We start from the raw sequence: 16,112 nt of genomic DNA on the forward strand, positions 1-16,112 counted from the left end.
GCACGCAGGATCGCCTTCTGCCGTTGCCTTCTCCGGCGAGTCTCCCGTACCGCAGTAACAGGGCCTCCCCGTAACCGGCACGCACCCCGATGCGCGGGGGTTCGCGGCGCGCTCCTCGAACTTGACGACGGAGTCCGGGCAGTCTTCGGCGAGTTCGAGGAGCGCGGTGAGAAAATGAGAGCGCTCGGGGGAGGGGCCCCGGACAATGATCGTCATGACGCTCCTGCACTCCAACCCACTCTTCACCCGGCTCGCCGATGCCGAACGGATCCTTGTCGCGGGTGCGGGCGGGGGTTTCGACATCTACTCCGGCCTGCCATTGGCTCTCTCCCTCCTGCATCAAGGCAAGCAGGTGTATCTTGCGAACCTTTCATTCAGTGCACTGGCCGGTCTCCCGCTCGAAGACTGGGTCGTTCCTGATCTGGCCGCTGTCACCCCCGACTCCGGTTTGCACCAGAGCTATTTCCCGGAACGGACCCTCTCCCAGTGGCTGCGTCAGCACGGCTACCCCTCCACCGTGTACGCCTTCCCCCAGACCGGGGTACGCCCTCTGCGTGCCGCCTACGAGGCGCTGATCGCGTTGCACGGTGTCGACGCTGTGGTGTTGGTGGACGGCGGCACCGACATTCTGATGCGCGGTGACGAAGCCGGGCTCGGGACTCCGGAGGAGGACCTGACGAGCGTGGCGGCGCTGGCCGCCCTGAACGAGATACCGACAAGGCTCGTCGTGTCGGTCGGCTTCGGTGTGGACGCCTACCACGGGGTGAATCACGTGCAGGTATTGGAGAACATCGCCGCTTTGGACCGCGACGGTGCGTACCTCGGCGCGTTTTCGATACCGCGCGCCACGCGTGAGGGCGCCCTCTATCTCGACGCGGTGGCGCACGCTCAGCACCACACCCCGGAGCATCCCAGTATCGTGAACGGTTCCATCGCGGCAGCCGTGCGGGGCTCGTTCGGCGATGTCCGGTTCACTGACCGCACCCGGGGCAGCGAGTTGTTCGTGAACCCGCTGATGTCCCTGTACTTCGCCTTCGACCTCCAGGGCCTGGCTGACCGCTGCCTCTACCTGGATCGCATCGAGGACACGCACCTGATGCGCCAAGTCCACTCGCGGATTGCTGAGTTCCGAGAGTCCGTAGTGACTCGCCCGCCCCGCCGCTTCCCGCACTGAGGGCTGTCCCACAGCTGCCGGCCACCGATGAAGGGGTCCAGGCGGCCTCTTCGCCAGGTTGCGCCCACACCCGGGCGGTGCCTGCAACGCAGCGAAACCACTGGTGCCGGCGGACTGGTTCGGACAAGCTGCGGCACATGAACTGGATGCCTCTGATCTCCACACTGGCCGGCGCCGTCATCGGCATCTCGGCCACTCTGATCGCGGATCGTAATCGGTGGCGGCGGGAGGAAGCCAGGCACGCGCTGGATGTACGGCGCGAGGTGTACAGCGAGTTCGTTTCCGCCCTCAAAACCGCAGGTGAAGAGATACGCGCCGTTGCCTTGGGTGATCACATGTCCGACTCGGCGCGTGATGCCGCCGTGCGGGAAGCCTTCCGTGGCACCGGGATCTACACAGCAAGTGAGCGCCTCTGGCTCGTGGGTCCGCCCCAGGTCGTGGCGGCAGGGAACGAGGCGTTTCACAGCTGGCGCGCAGTACGTGACGCCTACGCCCAGGGGATGGCGGTCGGATCCGCCGAGGAAGCACCCCTGATAGCGCAGCGGCGCACGGCCATGGCTCAGATGCGTCATCGCATGCGTGAGGATCTGGGCATCGGGCCGCTCGCGATTGAGTGACCCCCGGGTGGCGGGGCTACCGAGATGCTAGACGCGTCGGGGGCGCCTGTCCGGGCAGGCGGCCCAGCACGGACCGGAACCTCTCCCGCCCTGCCGTGACGCTCGCGTCCCACAGACCTGAGGCGTCACCGCTCAGCGAGAACGACTGGAGCCGTTGCTCCTCCGCGAGATGGCCGGCACCCGCCACGTTCTGGTCCAGCATCCCCATCGCGGTGAGCGCCACATGGCCGCAGGACACCGCGTCATCAGCGCTTCCCGACCCGTGGGCCGGCAAGGCGTACCGAAGGCAGAGGGCAGCGAAGAAGGCGTAGGTGTCGGCGACATCAGTGATCCCCTCCTCGTTCGGCTGAAGCTCCGGGAACCGTTCCAGCAGGCGTACGCGCTCGGCGGCGTCGGCGAGCGGCCGGTCGGCGCACCAGAGATCCCGCACGGACTCCGCAAAGAAGTCCAGGTCGGCTTCCCGCCCTGGCGCGTCCGCCCGCAGGCCCACGAACAGTGGCGCCATGCGTTCTGCGCAGGTGGAGACGTACAGGCGAATTGCCTCGCTGCCTCCGTCACGAAGCGCCTTCGCGACGGCCTCCTCCACCAAGGTCTGCACGTCTCACCCTCATCCCGTTCGAACAGGGCGACAGGCTACACAGCGGCCCAACGACCACAGCTTGGGTGAGGGCCCTGAGGTGCCTGGACAGGCCCATACCCCGGGCTGAGCCCGCGCCGCCTCGGAAGGCTGGTGGCCGCCATGCGCTGCGAAGGCGCGGACCGGTCCCCAGGGTCGGCAGTGAACATGATGAGGGCCCGACATTCCGCACGAGGTGCCTGCGGTTCACCTCGGCGGGTCTTCGCCCGTGAGGCCGTCGACGGATTCGCGGATGAGGTCGGCGTGACCCGCGTGGCGGGCGTACTCCTCGATGAGGTCCAGGAGGATACGACGGAGATTGGGGCGTTCGCCGCTACGGGTGGTGTAGGCACCGAGCTGGTCCAGGCCGCCCGCGCCGAGTGCCTTGTCGACGATTGCACGGGAGCGGGCTACTGATTCCTGCCAGAGAGCGAGCAGCCGCTCGGGAGTGTCCTCGGCAGCGGAGCGGTAGTCCCAGTCGGGGGTACTTTCCCAGTCGACGGTGTCCCAGGGAGGACCGGCGGCGGATGCGAGCCACAATCGGGCGAAGTGGCTGTCCTCCACGTGCGCCAGGTGTTTGAGCAGGCCGCCGAGAGTGATGGTCGATGCGCCGACCGTGGCTTGAAGGCCTGAAGTATCCAGGCCGGAGCACTTCCAGGCCAGCGTTGCCCGCTGGCGTTCAAGGGCGCCGAGGATCGCCTCTGCCTCGGTTCCGGCAAGTGGAGGTTCCGGCCATGCTTCGGCTGATATCCCAGTCATGGTCGCAGACCTTAGCGAACGGGAGCTGATTCCCTGAGTGCCTGCGGACCGCCTTCGCGGGCCCGTGGCCGGTGGAGACGGTCCGCCGCAGGTCAGTTCCGAGACGTTTCCTGGACGATGCGGGCGATGATGGCAGCGGCCTGTTCCGGGTGTTGGGCCAGCCATGTGCCCAGGTGCTCCCGGACCGCTTGCTCGACGCAGTCGTGCACGGTGGCTCCGCCGCCAAGCCTGGCGCGGGTGGCGCCCTGGTATTCGGGACTGTCCAGTTTCACTGAGACCACCGCTGTCAGGCCCCTGCTGATTCGGTCGGTGGTGAGGTCGGGATCCGACATCTTCACCAGCCTTCGCTGACGCGCGTGTGTGTTGACGGCAGCCGTCACCCCGGTGCGGAAACCGTCCGCGTGCGTGCCGCCCTCAAGGGTGGGCACACTGTTGGCGAAGGAACGGACCTCTTCGTCACGCCGACCGCACCAGCTCAGGGCCACCTCCACGGTTCCCGCCATCCGCGCATCCTCCCGCTCGAAGGCGATGATGTCCGGGGCAACCTGCGCTCCGGTTTCGGCGTCGAGGAAGGCTACGAAATCCCTTGGTCCGTCGGGGTACTGAAAGCGCACCGACCGGACTCCGCCCGGTGGGCGTTCGTCGGTCAGTGAGATGCTCAGGCCCCGGTTCAACAGGGCCACCTCCCGGAAGCGCTTGGCCAGCACGCCGAATGAGCAGTCGGTCGTGTCGAAGATGTCGGCGTCGGGCCAGAAGGCGATGGAGGTCCCGCTGCCGGTCGCCGGTCCCGTGGCTGCGGGCGGGGCGACAGCGGCGCCGCGCGAGTACTCCTGGATCCAGAGTGTCTGCCCGCGCCGCACCTCGGCCGTGAGGCGGCGCGACAGGGCATTGGTGACACATGGGCCCATGCCGCAGACGCTCCAACTCACCCTGTGGCGGTCGCCAGGCCCGGCCCCGGGCTGCGTGCGGGTCAGGAGGGTTTCGAGGCAGGCGTTGCTGGTGTCCCCGGCCGCTTCGACGGGGACACCTGGACCGTCGTCGGTGACACGGACGCCGCCGTCGCGCATGAGGGTGACGTCGACACAGCCGCCTCCGTCGGCCAGTACGTCGTTCACCGACCTCCCGATGACTTCGAACAACACCTGGTGCAGGCCGCGGATGCCGGTCGAGCCGACGTACATCCCCGGCCTCTTCCGAATGGCCTCACGTCCCTCCAGCACTGTGATGTTCGTGGCGTCGTATCCGCTGGCATTCTCACTCACGGAGTCCCCCTCCTCTGGTGCCCGGCAGGACTCTCCACGCTACGTGAATCTTCGAAAAACACCAGGTCAGAGCAAGTTTACTGAGGGTTGGGGCAGGGGTGTGAGAGCCCGCCCCCAAGCAGTTGACCGGAGACGTCGCGGGCGGCCTCCGAAGTGCACCAGGGGCCCCGCCGAGGCTGTGGGCGACCCTGCTCCGGGCCGAGCCGAGGTCTCCAATTCCTGGGCGTCCAGCCACCATCGACAGCGTCCCGCCGAGGCTTCGACATGGAGCGTGCGGGCGCCCGAGGCCGGCTGACCGGCAGGCGAACGGGATGATGCCGTCATGCGCTTTCCTCGTTCCTCGGACCCCGAACTGCTCGACGTCATCAATCGCTACGTCAATCCCACGATCAACGGCACCGGGCGCTACCTCCGTCTGCTCCACGGCAACTTCCTGCACGACGACGAGAGCGAACGCGCACCCTTCCTGCAGTCCCTGCGTGCAGCCGCCCGGGCGATCACCGACGAGGAACTCGAGATCCTCTTGGAGAGCGAGTGGCGCTCCCGCCTCACGGCTGCCTGGCTGATCGGCGTGAGCCGCCGTGAGCACTTCCGAGATGTGCTCGGGGACATGCTTCTGGCCAGCCAGTTGTGCTTCTCCGGTCAGGGCTACTGCTTCGCTCTCGCACGCTTCGGCACGGAGGAAGACGCCCTGTACCTGGCCGCCTACCTGGAACGCTATCTCCAGCGGCCTGACTGCCAGTACGACCAGCACTGGGCCATCAGCGCGCTCCTCCACATCGACAGCCGGGCCGGAACCGAATACGCCACCCGCTTCCTCACCCCAGGAGGCATGTGGCAACAGTGGAGCGAAGCTCAGTTCAAGCCCTCTGTGCCGAGCCGGTTCATCGATGAGCTGTGCGCATGGGCGGACTCGCCCAGGTAGGTGTCAAAGGTACGTTCCGTTGTACGCCGACACGAGCAACTGAACGTGCACGTGCTGTGCGGCTTTCTGCGGTCGCCATCGCCCGGCTGATCCGCCGCCAGTCCCGTCGCGTACGCACGGCAACCCCTCACGTCCCGGGAGGGGTTGCTGCGGGCACCCGCAACTCCACACTGTGGGCCAACGGATCTGCGCCCCCACTTTCCCAATTACTTGCCCCACCAGGTATCTTGCATCGCATGGAACCAGGTGATTCGGCCAGGCAGGCCCGGGCGGCCGCCCAGCTGCGCAAGGGTGTCCTGGAGTACTGCGTACTCGCTCTGATGAGGGACCGCCCCCGCTACGGCGTGGAACTCCTCCACGCGCTGCAGGACTCCGGTGCCCTGGCCACCAGCCAGGGCACGGTCTATCCGCTGCTCTCCCGGCTCCGCCGCGACGACCTGGTCACCACCACCTGGCAGGAGTCCGCATCCGGACCACCCCGCCGCTACTACGCGCTCACCGACAGCGGCCGGGCCGCACTCGACGAGTTCACCCGCGTCTGGCCCGGCTTCCGCGACGCCGTCGACGCCTTTCTGACCACACCGCACCCCTCCACCGGAGAACCCGAATGAAGACCTCTGCCGACCCCGTACGCGACTACCTCTCCGCCGTCGAGCGCGAAGCCTCCGCGCTCCCTGCCGACCGTCGCCAGGAACTCCTCGCCGACCTTGCCGAGCACATCGAGGTGACGCGCGCCGAACGCCCCGACGCTCCCATCGGCGAGGTCCTGGCGGAGCTGGGAGACCCCCGCACGATCGCGGCGACTGCGCTGGCCGAGGCGGGGAACGGGGCCGCCGGGGAATCGGCCCGGGTCGGCGTCGGTACGCCTGCCCGGCGTGGCAAGGTGCACCCCCTGGTCCCGCTCCTGATGCTCACCCTCTCGCTGCCCTTCATGATGGTCTTCCCCGACCTCCCTGGGCCGGTGGTCGGCGTCCTGTTCCGCATCACTGGCGCGGTACTTCTGTGTACCTCGGTGCACTGGACCGCCGTCCAGAAGACCACAGGCGTATTGCTTGCCGCCGTCGTGCCGAGTGCCCTCATAGTCACCTGGAACCTGTCCAACGGTGGACCCTCGGGCGACGGTCCAGCCCTCCTGGCCAACCTGGCGATGGTCGTTCTGCTGGCCGGCACGGCAGCATGGCTCTGGCGGGTCCGCCGCGCCTGAGACGTCGCTTCCGATCTGATGACTTGTCATGAGCCTTCGAAAGAGGACCGGTGCGGTGACGGAGGCAGCCGGTCGGGCGGGTGGCCATCACAGGTGAGGAACCTGCGCCCAACTGAGTAGCGGCACATCGAGGGGGCTCCCCGCAGTGGGCGGGGAGTCGCTCGATCCGTGGTTCATCTCCTACGCTCGCAGTTTGTGTTTGCTGGAGGCGGAGCCGCGTGTGGTTCTGGCTCCAGCCAAAGCGAAGCTGCCCAGACGCTCGGCGTCGGCGTGGACGAGAGGGCGGAATACGACCTCCGAACCGCCACTCAATCTCAGCCGGTGCGTCAGGATCAGCGGGTCGTCGGCGATCTCCGTCAGCGTGAGCAACTCAGTAACTCCCAACTGCTCAGACTTCGATGAACAGTGTGCCGACTTCCAACCTCTCGGTAAACGGGGCGCAGTATTCGATCCCGGCCGGTCCTGCCTCGGGCCACTATGATCCGGGCGTGGCGATCACCTATGAGTGGCGGGGCGATTTCGATGACTCATCCCTCGACGAGTTGCACGCCGACGGCTTCGGCTCCCCGGTCACTCGGACCGACTGGCGAGCACGACTTGAGCGCCACAGCCTCGGCTGGGTCTGCGCGTGGGAAGAGGGCTCTCTGATCGGATTCGTCAACGTTGTCTGGGACGGCGGAGCACACGCCTTCATTCTGGACACGGTGGTCGCCCGGCACCTTCGGTCGAGAGGGGTTGGCGCCGCGCTTGTCGCAGCTGCGGCCAACGAGGCCCGGGCCGCGAAGTGCGAGTGGCTTCATGTCGACTTCGAGGAGCACCTGCGTTCCTTCTATGTCGATGCCTGTGGCTTCCGGGAGACACCAGCAGGGCTGATCGCTCTCTGAACACGAAGCCCTCGTCCTGGTGCACTCCGCTGCAGCCATCCTGCTAACCCTCGCCCTGTCCGTCCCGCTCCTGGGCGCCGCACCCGCCGCGTCCGCCCAGAGCGCGCAGACTCCCTCCCAAGTTCCGTACACGAGCGGGTTGGCCCTGCCGCTTCCCACCGGTCCGTACACGGTGGGCCGCCACGCCCTGCACTTGGTCGACAGGCACCGCACTGACCCGTGGGTCCCGACGGCGGGAAACCGGAAGCTGATGGCGTCGGTGTCCTACCCGGCGCGCGGGACGAGCGGTTCCCCAGCGGCATACACGACCGCTGACGAGGCACAGCTCCTCCTGGAGGCCAGAGGGCTCGGCGGCGTGGTGCCGGCCGCAACGGTCGCAGAGGCGCGTACTCATGCTCAGGAACGTGTACGCCCTGCGCCGGGGTGATACTCGATGCCGCGCACCACACTCACAGCGGTCGCCGACGATCTCGCGAGTCGCGGCTATGTCGTTGCCTCCGTGGACCACGCGTACGAATCCGTTGGTACGGCCTTTCCTGGGGGCCGAATGCTGACCTGTGCGGTCTGCGAGCAGGTCAGCACGTCCCAGGAAAGGCAGCCGTCGTGCGCGGCCGGGCCAAGGATCTGACTGGTCAGCTGGGTCTGTCGGACCCCACCGCGCCGCTCTCCGGAGAACGCGGCTGGTACATAATCCGCGACTATGCGGCAGCCTTCTTCGACCTTCACCTGCGGGCATACCGCAGCCGATCCTCGATGGGCCCGTGGCCGCGCATCCTGAAGTTGTACTCCGGCAGGGGTGAGGTGGCTGACAAGGCGGCCCGTCTCAGTGAACTGTGAGCGATCTCAGGTTAGTTCGACCGGTGCCGGGCCGAGTAGGCAGTGCAGGCCCGGCTCGATGTCCGGGGCGCTGATCGAGCCGTAACCGAAGACGAGGCCCGGGCGCGCGGAGCGGTTCGCGGCGACCTCCGCCAGGGTGTGGACCGCCACGCCGGATGCCCGGGCCCGGACAGCCCGGTCCGCGAGGGCGTCGGGCTCGGCGAGATGGCCTTGGGCGAATGTGGTCACGTGCAGTCCCGCGGCAGACGGCACCAGCTCGGCCAGGTCCGCGAAGTGGCGGGTGAGCGCGCGGGTGATGGCTTGGTGTCGGGTCGCGTACGTGTGCTGCATCCGGCGGATGTGCCGGGCGAGCAACCCGTCGTCGACGAAGCGGGCGAGCGCTGCCTGCGTGGGGACCGCTGTGTGCCAGTCGGCGGTGTACTTGGCGGTGCGCAGCGCTGTACGCAGCGGGGCGGGCGCCACCAGGAAGCCGACGCGCAGGGAGGGCAGCATCACCTTCGAGAACGACCCCACGTAGATGACGTGTCCGTCCCGGTCCAGACTCTGCAGCGTCTCGACCGGCCGCCCGCCGAACCGGAATTCGCTGTCGTAGTCGTCCTCGATCACGGCCGCGCCGTGCCGCCGCGCCCATCGCAGCAGCGCCGTTCTGCGCCGCAGGGACATCGGCATGCCGAGCGGGAACTGGTGGGCGGGGGTGACGTACACGGCGCGGGTGCCCGGCGGGATGGCGTCCACCAGCAGGCCCTCGGCGTCCACCGGTACGCCTGTGACCTCGGCGCCCTGCGCCAGGAACGCCAGCCGGGCCGGTGGGTAGCCGGGCTCTTCGACGGCCACCCGGTCGCCCGGTTCGAGCAGCACCCGCCCGATGAGGTCCAGGGCCTGCTGCGTGCCGGTGGTCACCAGCACATCGTCCGGGCCGGCCCGCACGCCGCGAGAGAGCCCGATGTGCCGGGCGAGTGCGGCCCGCAGTCCGGCGTGGCCGGCCGGATCGCCGTATCCGACCGCCCCCGCTGCCGAAGGGCGTAGTTCCCGGGCGATCAGGGGACGCCAGGCGTCGTACGGGAAGAGCCGGGCGTCCGGCAGGCCGACCCGGAAGTCATGGGCCGCCGTGGTCGGCCCGGTGGTCTTCGGGGCTGCCCATGGGGACAAGCCCGCCCACAGGGCGCGCGGGCGCAGTCCCGAGCCGGTGGTGTCGGTGGCGGTCGCGGCCTCGCGCGTGGGCAGGCCCGTCGTACGCACATAGGTTCCGGAGCCAACTCTGCTGTCCGCGTAGCCCTCGGCGACGATCCGTTCGTAGGCGACGCCGACGGTGTTGCGGGCCACCGCCAGGCGGCGGGCCAACTCCCGGGTCGGGGGCAGCGGATCGCCGGGCCGTAGCAGCCCGTCGTGGATCGCGGTGCGCAGCTGGCGGTAGATCTGGCCGGACAGGTCGCGCTGCCCGTCGAGCCTGACGTGAACGTCCATCCCGGCTTTCCGTTCTCGGATCGGCTGTTGTCGGCTGTCAGCCCGGCAATTGGCTCAATCACTTGGCAGCTTATTGGCTCTGGAGATGAACCGCTGTGCGACTTTACTCTCAGGCCATGGACATACGACGACTGGACCGCCATGCGCTGTTACTGACCGGGGAGGTGGTCTCCCGGGTGAAGACCGACCACTTGACGTTGGCGACGCCGTGCGCGGACTGGACCCTGCAGGGCCTGCTTCGCCATCTGGTCAGCCAGAACGAGGGGTTCGCCGCCTCCGCCCGCGGTGCGGGTGAGCGGTGGGCCGTGTGGCGCGACGGCGACCTCGGCGACGACCCGGTAGGAGCGTATGAGGCATCGGTCGGCAAGGTCACCGCGGCGTTCGCGGAAGACGACGTGCTGGAGCGGCGGTTCGCGCTGCCGGAGGTGGGTGAGGGCTTCGCTGTCCCCGGACGGATAGCGATCGGCTTCCACCTGCTCGACTACGTGGTGCACGCCTGGGACGTCGCGGTGACGATCGGCGCCCCGTGGGAGCCCGCCGCCGAACTCACCACCGCCGCGCTGCGCGTCGCAGCCAATGTCCCGGACGAGGGCCGCGGGGCCGGTGCCGCGTTCCGCCGGCAGATCTCCGTTCCCGACGATGCCTCGCCGGGCGACCGGTTGCTCACCCTGCTCGGCCGCGACCCGTCCTGGACGCCGGGGCCATGCTGAGGAGCCGCTGGTGCCAGGGCCCGGCCGGGGACTTCCTCGGCGACCGCGCCGCGGCGAACGGCGTCGACAGCTGCATGCACGGTCGCCGGAGCGGCCCGCTGATCGTCAGCGTCACCGACTTCACCAGCGACGCATACCGAGACTTGCCCGGCATCGCGCGTCGCGGCTTCGAGCTGCGGCGCCGCTGGCCGCATCTCGACGGAGCGGTCGGCATGTGGCTATGGGGCGCGCCCCTGGCCCGGCGCTGCGGATCCGTCTCGGTGTGGACCGGACGGCGAGCCCTGGCGGGGTTCGTACGCCTGCCGGAGCATGTCGCGATCATGGACGAGTACCGCGAGCGAGGCACGATCAGGTCGGTGATCCGGGAGTACGACAGCTTCGACGCGCCGCGGATCCGGCGCGACGCGGAGGCATGGCTGATGCCGGACGATCCCGGCCGTGGCGCGCGGGGGGCGCCACGGCCGGGCGGCTGACAACGGCTTCCCCTTCATGGAGGAGGTGTCCGCGCCCACAGGCCGTCTGCCACGAAACGTACTCGGGTGGCAGATCCCGCCACCGAGCACCAGTCCGCACCCGCCAACGAACCCCGTCGATCAACCGCCGTCGGCCGAGCGAACGGCCTGGGGGCATCACATCGACGTATCGGCGGCGTCGGCCTGGCCTTGGCCGATTGCGTCCAGCGCGCGGTGCAGGACTTCCTGGACTCGGCCGTGTGCCGAGATCGTGGTCACCAGGCCCTGCGCCTGGTAGAGGTCGACGACCGACGCCGTCTCGGTGCGGTAGACCTCCAGTCGCTGACGAACGGTTGCCTCGCGGTCGTCTTCGCGCTGGTACAGCTCACCGCCGCAGACGTCGCAGACTCCTGCCTCTTGAGGAGGGCTGTAGTCGACGTGAAAGATGTGTTCACGGTCCTGACGGCACAAACGTCGTCCAGCGATCCGTCTGACCACCTGGCCCTCGGCAATCGCCAGGTCGAGGACGGCGTCCAGCCTCAACTCGGAGTCGGCCAGGATGCCGTCCAGCGCTTGCGCCTGGGCAAGATTGCGAGGGAAGCCGTCCAGCAGGAATCCGCGCTCGGTGTCTGGGCGGGTGAGGCGCTCTTTGATCACCCCGATCGTGACCTCGTCCGGTACCAGGAGGCCGGCGTGTATGTGCGTGCGGGCGGTCCGGCCGAGCTCGGTGCCCTGGTCGATGTGCTCGCGAAACAGGTCACCGGTGGAAATGTGCGGGATCGACAGATGCGCGGCAAGGCGCACTGCTTGCGTGCCCTTGCCGGCCCCGGGCGGCCCGATCAGGAGGATGCGCATCGATGAGGGACCCTTCGTCATGTGTGGCCCGGGATTCGCAGCCGTGACTGAACGCTAGTGCCGTTCCCCACCAGGGCGCGATCCGGCGCACCCCAAGACCGGAGCTGGGGATAACCCTCCAGCGTGAGCCTTCACCTTTCCGGGACGGCCCACCCAGCACACCAGCAACTTCTAAGACACGGCCTAGGGCGTTTCTTTTGGATCATCTGGAAACGGCCCGCGCTGTTGCATGTCAGGCCAGCTGGAAGCCGCTCCGGAAGACACCGCCGTACTCCCCAGGCGTCTCCCAGCAGGTGTAATGGCGGCCAAGGAGATCGGGCAGGTCGATCCCCAGTTGTATCGCCAAGTCGGCGGCACCGGTCTGGCGGGTCCGAGAGGGGTCATCGGCAGCTTGAAACAGGGCCGAGGCGCCGCGCAGTTCGACTACCACGTATTCCACACGCTTGCCCGTGCCGACTACGGGTTCCTCGTGGTGCTGCTCATGCCGGGGATTCACAGCCTGCCCGCAGAGCCCGCAGCGCAGGTCGTCCTGTGATGTATCCACGGCAGGCATCGTACAGCTCGCTCGAACACGCGTGGCCACCAGTCATCCTCACCCCAGAACGCCCGGGCATCGGCTCGCCGAACGCCCCACTCCCATCACTGATCCGAAAGAAACGCCCTAGCCGCCGGTCGTGCCGTCGAGCATCTCGCGCAGGATGTCCAGGTGGCCGTTGTGACGGGCTGTCTCCTCGGTGAGGTGGAGGAGGATCCAGCGCAGGTCGACGTGGAGGCCGTTGCGGATGGCCCGCTCGGCCTGTGTCCCCAGGCTGTTCCCGGCGACCAGTTCGCGATAGCGGGCGCTCTGTTCGGCGTACTCGTCGAGCAACTGCGTGAGCGGGAAGTCGACGGCGATACGCATCTCGCGGTCGGGGTCCTCATCCGTCATGGGGGCCCGGTCTTCCTCGCCGAGGAAGACCACCTGGAACCAGTAGTACTCGACCCAGCGGAGATGGTTGATCACTCCGCTCATGGTCATCAGCGGTGAGCCCGGCAGGAGTGCCTTGTGGGCGTTCTCCGCTGAGACGCCCTCGCACTTGGCGCGGGCGGTGTCACGTGTGTAGTCGAGGAACGTGGTGATCTGGGTGCGCTCGTCCCAGGCAGGCGGTGTGTCTTCGATTCTGGTCATCGCGCGAAGCGTCCCCGATCACCACGACTGATGTCGAGGCGTTTATCGACGGGGCCAACCAGTTCCACCCCCTAGTCGCTGAGGATCCGCTCCCACAGCAGTCCGTCCCGCCAGCTCCCATCGAGAAAGATCGAGGAGTGCGCGACGCCGTACGGACTGAAACCGTTGCGGCGCAGCACCCGCTGCGACGGCAGATTCTCCAGGTTGGTGGACGCCTCGGCGCGGTGCAACCCGAGTTCGTCCGTCATCACCCGGAGCGCAAGTCCGACGGCGTGCCCGGCGTGCCCCTGATTCTGGGCGGTGCTGGCGATCCAGTATCCGACGGAGCCGCGGCGCAGGTGCGGCTGGGGGAGGATGCCTCCGACGGTGACCTGCCCGATCACCTGGTCGTCGGCGAGCACCACACCCGGCCAGACCGTACCGGCCCGGTATCCGGCCAGCAGGCTGTCGATGCGCGCCGCCTGGCCCTCCGGGGTGAAGAAGTCGGCCGATTGGGCCGGTTCCCACGGCCGGAATGCCTCGAAGTCCCGCACCCGATGCGCAGCGATCGGGGTGGCGTCCGTGGGCTCGATCAGACGGATCCTGGTGCTGCTGCCCATGGGCTGAATTCCTTGTCGTGGTACGTCGGATGGGACAGTCAGCCTATGCGGGGCCGTGCCGCCGCTGCCTACGCCCGATGGGTCATCGAGCGGACCTCGGTCTGGGCGCTCCTTCAACTCCGCTCGATCCCAGCACGATCAAGATCAGAACGAGAAGCCCTGGGGCAGTAGATCCGCCATCACAGCAGGCGGCAGCGACGGGTTGGCCGCCGCCGCTTCGGCCACCTGACCGTTCGGGTCGGTGAGGAGCTCTGCGACAACCAGCGGCGGGAGTGCCGGATGACCGGCGGCTATGGGCCGCGCCTGATGGTCCGCCAAGCAGGCGAGCAGCGCCGGGGCCGTCGCGTTGGGGTGCCGGGCGATCACGCGGAATGCTTTCTGTACCGGTGGCTCGTGCCGGGTCAGGTACTCCAGCAGTGCCGGAGTCGCGTCCGGGTTGGCCGCCACCTTGGCGATGACCCTGACTCCGTGCCGGTCGACCATGGCGCGCAGCTGCGATTCCGGCAGACCGGGGTGCGGAGCGACGGACTTGACCACTTTCGCGTCGGGGTCGGCGGCCAGCGCGTCGCGGATCCCGGCCGGCAGATCCCGTCGTTGGGCCACGAGCATCCGCGCGGCCGGGTTCGGTGACTGAGCCAGCTCCCTGACCTCGGAGGGGGAGGCGGACGCGATCCGCGGCAGGAGGGTGGAGCCGACTTTGGTCATGCCGGCCAGCCGGGTCAGCACGTCGAGCGGCACGTGCGGGTTGTGCGCGAGCTGTCGCCGCACATCGTGGCCAGCGTCGTCGGCCAGTGCACGGATCACCGCGTCGTCGATCGAGGGATTCGCGGCGAGGTCGGCGCGGACACCGGGAGCGGGATCTACGGCGATCCGAGCGCACACCTCGGGAGGCAGGTCGGGACGGGCCGCGAGCGCCCAGCGCAGCAGAATCGAAGGATGGTCGGCGAAGCCGACGACGGCTTCCAACGGTGTGGCCGGGTTCTGCAGTGCCGCATGCAGCACGTTGTGCACGGTGGATTCGTGGGAGCCGTCACAGGAGGCGCCCAGCAGTAGATCGCAGTCCAGCCGTGAGCAGTGCGGATCGTGCACGAACGGCGGATCTTCGCGGTCGCAGACCAGGCACCGCTGCGCGGGAGGCAGCCCTTCGCCGCTGATGAGCGCCGCCAGTACGGTCGGGGGCGTCGCCTCGTTGGCCGCCACACTGCGGCGGACCTCGGCATGCGGATGCCTCGCAAGCCTGGCGGCCACATCGCGCGTGGTCCACAAGGCGAACTCCGCGACCACGCGTACGTCCGAGTCCGTGGCAAGCATCTCCACCACATCGGGCGGGAGGCCGGGGCAGGAGGCCAGCTTCTCCCGGTGTTCGACGACGGGATCGGCCGCAAGGAGGCGAGCCCACTCCGGGTTGCCGGCACCTTCTTCGAGCAGGGCGACGGCGGCGCGAGGCTGTGTCGCGGGATCAACGTCGGCGGCGGTCAACCGGCCCTCGTACGCAAGCTGAAGAGCACTCTCTTCGACGCGCGAGGCCAACGCAACCGCCTGCGCACGGCTGAGGTCCGCGCGCCCGGCGAGGTCCAGGGCGATGCCGTCGTCCGCGACCGCGATCAGCCGGTCGACCAGTTCGGACGGCAGAGCCGGATTGGCGGCGAGTCCGCACAGGACATGGTTCACAGAGGGCATCATGCCTGGACCTCGACCGGATGGCTCGTGGATTTCGGCGTAACAAGTGGACGGCACCTCTCCTCGTAGGAGGTCACTGTTTGCCGCGGTCGTGGCTCCGGCTGGGAAGAAGGGAAAATGATTTGAAAGACCGCCCGCGCTGCCGACAACATCCGCCCATGACTACGACCACCGCCGCCACGCTTCTGACCTCCGCCGTCCGATCGGTGCGAGTCCAGCAGCAGCCGGGCCGACTGCGAAGGCCCACGTTCCCGCACTCGTGAGCGCCGTTCTGGTCGCGGGGCTTCTCGCCGGCTACGGCATTGCCATGCCGGTGGGAGCGGTCGCGGCATACCTGGTGGCCCTGACAGCCCGGACGTCTCCCAAGATCGGTGCGTTCGCCGCACTGGGGGTCGCGACCGCTGACGGCCTCTATGCGTTGATCGCTGTGGTCGGGGGCTCCACGATCACTCCCCTCATCGAGCCGGTGATGCTCCCCCTGCGATGGGCGTCCGCCGCGGTCCTCATCGTGCTGGCCCTCTGGGGCGGCGCCACAGGCATCCGCCAGTACCGCAAACGGCACACGGTGACCCGAACGGATACGCGGCCTCTCACTCCTGCGCGGGCGTATGCGGCGTTGCTGGCGATCACGATGATGAACCCCATGACCGTGATCTATTTCGCGGCGCTCGTGCTCGGCAGCGATATCGCGGCGGCTGCCCACCACCTGGAACAGGCAGCATTCGTCCTTGCCGCGTTCGCCGCCTCCACCAGCTGGCAGTTGTTGCTGGTCGGCGGCGGAGCTCTGCTGGGCCGAACGCTGACCGGCAGCCGCGGGCGGCTCATCACCACTTTGGTCTCCAGCAGCCTGATCACCGCACTCGCCACTCACCTCGTCATCTCGGCGTCCTGAGACAACTCGACCGC

The 16,112-nt window shown here is 68.4% G+C and carries 18 protein-coding genes and 1 pseudogene; 10 read left to right on the forward strand and 9 right to left on the reverse strand.

The window, feature by feature from the left end; translation table 11 throughout:
* Positions 1–214: 214 nt before the first annotated feature.
* Positions 215–1,174 carry a DUF1152 domain-containing protein gene (locus OG257_RS36165; protein WP_329214539.1) on the forward strand — a complete coding sequence of 320 codons (960 nt, stop codon included), beginning with the start codon at positions 215–217 and terminating at the stop codon, positions 1,172–1,174.
* 137 nt (positions 1,175–1,311) lie between these two features.
* Positions 1,312–1,791, forward strand: a complete 480-nt coding sequence (locus OG257_RS36170; protein ID WP_329214541.1) for a hypothetical protein — start codon at positions 1,312–1,314, stop codon at positions 1,789–1,791.
* A 16-nt stretch (positions 1,792–1,807) separates the two neighbouring features.
* Here the strand turns inward: OG257_RS36170 and OG257_RS36175 are convergent, their stop codons facing one another.
* The 3 genes from OG257_RS36175 to OG257_RS36185 all read right to left on the reverse strand — a co-directional run bounded on the left by OG257_RS36175 (position 1,808) and on the right by OG257_RS36185 (position 4,428).
* Positions 1,808–2,389, reverse strand: coding sequence for a hypothetical protein (locus tag OG257_RS36175; RefSeq protein WP_329214543.1), 582 nt, complete (start codon positions 2,387–2,389; stop codon positions 1,808–1,810).
* 225 nt (positions 2,390–2,614) lie between these two features.
* Complete coding sequence (locus OG257_RS36180) at positions 2,615–3,166, reverse strand: DinB family protein (RefSeq protein WP_329214545.1); 552 nt, start codon at positions 3,164–3,166, stop codon at positions 2,615–2,617.
* Between the two features lie 92 nt (positions 3,167–3,258).
* A complete protein-coding gene (locus tag OG257_RS36185) occupies positions 3,259–4,428 on the reverse strand; it encodes a DNA gyrase subunit B (protein ID WP_329214547.1) in 1,170 nt (389 codons plus the stop codon).
* A gap of 322 nt (positions 4,429–4,750) precedes the next feature.
* Between OG257_RS36185 and OG257_RS36190 the strand changes: the two genes are divergently transcribed.
* The 4 genes from OG257_RS36190 to OG257_RS36205 all read left to right on the forward strand — a co-directional run bounded on the left by OG257_RS36190 (position 4,751) and on the right by OG257_RS36205 (position 7,441).
* A complete protein-coding gene (locus OG257_RS36190) occupies positions 4,751–5,353 on the forward strand; it encodes a DUF6000 family protein (RefSeq protein WP_329214550.1) in 603 nt (200 codons plus the stop codon).
* Between the two features lie 236 nt (positions 5,354–5,589).
* A complete protein-coding gene (locus OG257_RS36195; protein WP_329214552.1) occupies positions 5,590–5,964 on the forward strand; it encodes a PadR family transcriptional regulator in 375 nt (124 codons plus the stop codon).
* A complete protein-coding gene (locus OG257_RS36200; protein ID WP_329214554.1) occupies positions 5,961–6,557 on the forward strand; it encodes an HAAS signaling domain-containing protein in 597 nt (198 codons plus the stop codon). The genes OG257_RS36195 and OG257_RS36200 overlap by 4 nt, the downstream gene beginning before the upstream one ends.
* A 488-nt stretch (positions 6,558–7,045) precedes the next feature.
* On the forward strand, positions 7,046–7,441 hold the full coding sequence (locus tag OG257_RS36205) for a GNAT family N-acetyltransferase (protein WP_329214556.1): 396 nt from the start codon (positions 7,046–7,048) through the stop codon (positions 7,439–7,441).
* A gap of 843 nt (positions 7,442–8,284) precedes the next feature.
* Here the strand turns inward: OG257_RS36205 and pdxR are convergent.
* Complete coding sequence (gene pdxR, locus OG257_RS36210) at positions 8,285–9,742, reverse strand: MocR-like pyridoxine biosynthesis transcription factor PdxR (protein WP_329214558.1); 1,458 nt, start codon at positions 9,740–9,742, stop codon at positions 8,285–8,287.
* Positions 9,743–9,858: 116 nt separating this feature from the next.
* Between pdxR and OG257_RS36215 the strand changes: the two genes are divergently transcribed.
* Positions 9,859–10,452, forward strand: a complete 594-nt coding sequence (locus OG257_RS36215) for a TIGR03086 family metal-binding protein (protein ID WP_329214560.1) — start codon at positions 9,859–9,861, stop codon at positions 10,450–10,452.
* Positions 10,446–10,925 carry a hypothetical protein gene (locus OG257_RS36220; RefSeq protein WP_329215562.1) on the forward strand — a complete coding sequence of 160 codons (480 nt, stop codon included), beginning with the start codon at positions 10,446–10,448 and terminating at the stop codon, positions 10,923–10,925. Before OG257_RS36215 ends, OG257_RS36220 begins: the two co-directional genes overlap by 7 nt.
* A 31-nt stretch (positions 10,926–10,956) precedes the next feature.
* Here OG257_RS36220 and OG257_RS36225 read toward each other — a convergent pair.
* Positions 10,957–11,058 (reverse strand): annotated as a pseudogene (locus tag OG257_RS36225) (transposase); the annotation flags it as partial.
* 23 nt (positions 11,059–11,081) lie between these two features.
* Positions 11,082–11,759 (reverse strand): adenylate kinase, encoded by a 678-nt coding sequence (locus OG257_RS36230; RefSeq protein ID WP_329214562.1) that lies wholly within the window; start codon positions 11,757–11,759, stop codon positions 11,082–11,084.
* A gap of 298 nt (positions 11,760–12,057) precedes the next feature.
* Between OG257_RS36230 and OG257_RS36235 the strand changes: the two genes are divergently transcribed.
* A complete protein-coding gene (locus tag OG257_RS36235) occupies positions 12,058–12,294 on the forward strand; it encodes a hypothetical protein (protein ID WP_329214564.1) in 237 nt (78 codons plus the stop codon).
* Between the two features lie 126 nt (positions 12,295–12,420).
* On the opposite strand, the gene OG257_RS36240 is transcribed toward OG257_RS36235, so the two are convergent.
* The 3 genes from OG257_RS36240 to OG257_RS36250 form a co-directional block, all read right to left on the reverse strand.
* The gene (locus tag OG257_RS36240) at positions 12,421–12,927 is read right to left on the reverse strand and encodes a DinB family protein (RefSeq protein WP_329214566.1); all 507 of its coding nucleotides are present in this window, start codon (positions 12,925–12,927) and stop codon (positions 12,421–12,423) included.
* A 71-nt stretch (positions 12,928–12,998) separates the two neighbouring features.
* Positions 12,999–13,526 (reverse strand): GNAT family N-acetyltransferase, encoded by a 528-nt coding sequence (locus OG257_RS36245; RefSeq protein ID WP_329214568.1) that lies wholly within the window; start codon positions 13,524–13,526, stop codon positions 12,999–13,001.
* Positions 13,527–13,670: 144 nt separating this feature from the next.
* Positions 13,671–15,197, reverse strand: coding sequence for a hypothetical protein (locus tag OG257_RS36250; protein WP_329214570.1), 1,527 nt, complete (start codon positions 15,195–15,197; stop codon positions 13,671–13,673).
* Between the two features lie 268 nt (positions 15,198–15,465).
* On the opposite strand from OG257_RS36250, the gene OG257_RS36255 reads away from it, so the two are divergent.
* Complete coding sequence (locus OG257_RS36255) at positions 15,466–16,098, forward strand: LysE family transporter (protein ID WP_329214572.1); 633 nt, start codon at positions 15,466–15,468, stop codon at positions 16,096–16,098.
* The last annotated feature ends 14 nt before the right edge of the window (positions 16,099–16,112 follow it).

This window comes from Streptomyces sp. NBC_00683, from assembly GCF_036226745.1.
Lineage (GTDB): Bacteria > Actinomycetota > Actinomycetes > Streptomycetales > Streptomycetaceae > Streptomyces.

Coding starts and splice junctions, on each gene's coding strand:
- OG257_RS36235 (WP_329214564.1), top strand. CDS start 12,058: ATGGCGGCCAAGGAGATCGGGCAGGTCGATCCCCAGTTGTATCGCCAA.
- pdxR (WP_329214558.1), bottom strand. CDS start 9,742: ATGGACGTTCACGTCAGGCTCGACGGGCAGCGCGACCTGTCCGGCCAG.
- OG257_RS36240 (WP_329214566.1), bottom strand. CDS start 12,927: ATGACCAGAATCGAAGACACACCGCCTGCCTGGGACGAGCGCACCCAG.
- OG257_RS36200 (WP_329214554.1), top strand. CDS start 5,961: ATGAAGACCTCTGCCGACCCCGTACGCGACTACCTCTCCGCCGTCGAG.
- OG257_RS36220 (WP_329215562.1), top strand. CDS start 10,446: ATGCTGAGGAGCCGCTGGTGCCAGGGCCCGGCCGGGGACTTCCTCGGC.
- OG257_RS36190 (WP_329214550.1), top strand. CDS start 4,751: ATGCGCTTTCCTCGTTCCTCGGACCCCGAACTGCTCGACGTCATCAAT.
- OG257_RS36230 (WP_329214562.1), bottom strand. CDS start 11,759: ATGCGCATCCTCCTGATCGGGCCGCCCGGGGCCGGCAAGGGCACGCAA.
- OG257_RS36165 (WP_329214539.1), top strand. CDS start 215: ATGACGCTCCTGCACTCCAACCCACTCTTCACCCGGCTCGCCGATGCC.
- OG257_RS36245 (WP_329214568.1), bottom strand. CDS start 13,526: ATGGGCAGCAGCACCAGGATCCGTCTGATCGAGCCCACGGACGCCACC.
- OG257_RS36215 (WP_329214560.1), top strand. CDS start 9,859: ATGGACATACGACGACTGGACCGCCATGCGCTGTTACTGACCGGGGAG.
- OG257_RS36170 (WP_329214541.1), top strand. CDS start 1,312: ATGAACTGGATGCCTCTGATCTCCACACTGGCCGGCGCCGTCATCGGC.
- OG257_RS36180 (WP_329214545.1), bottom strand. CDS start 3,166: ATGACTGGGATATCAGCCGAAGCATGGCCGGAACCTCCACTTGCCGGA.
- OG257_RS36195 (WP_329214552.1), top strand. CDS start 5,590: ATGGAACCAGGTGATTCGGCCAGGCAGGCCCGGGCGGCCGCCCAGCTG.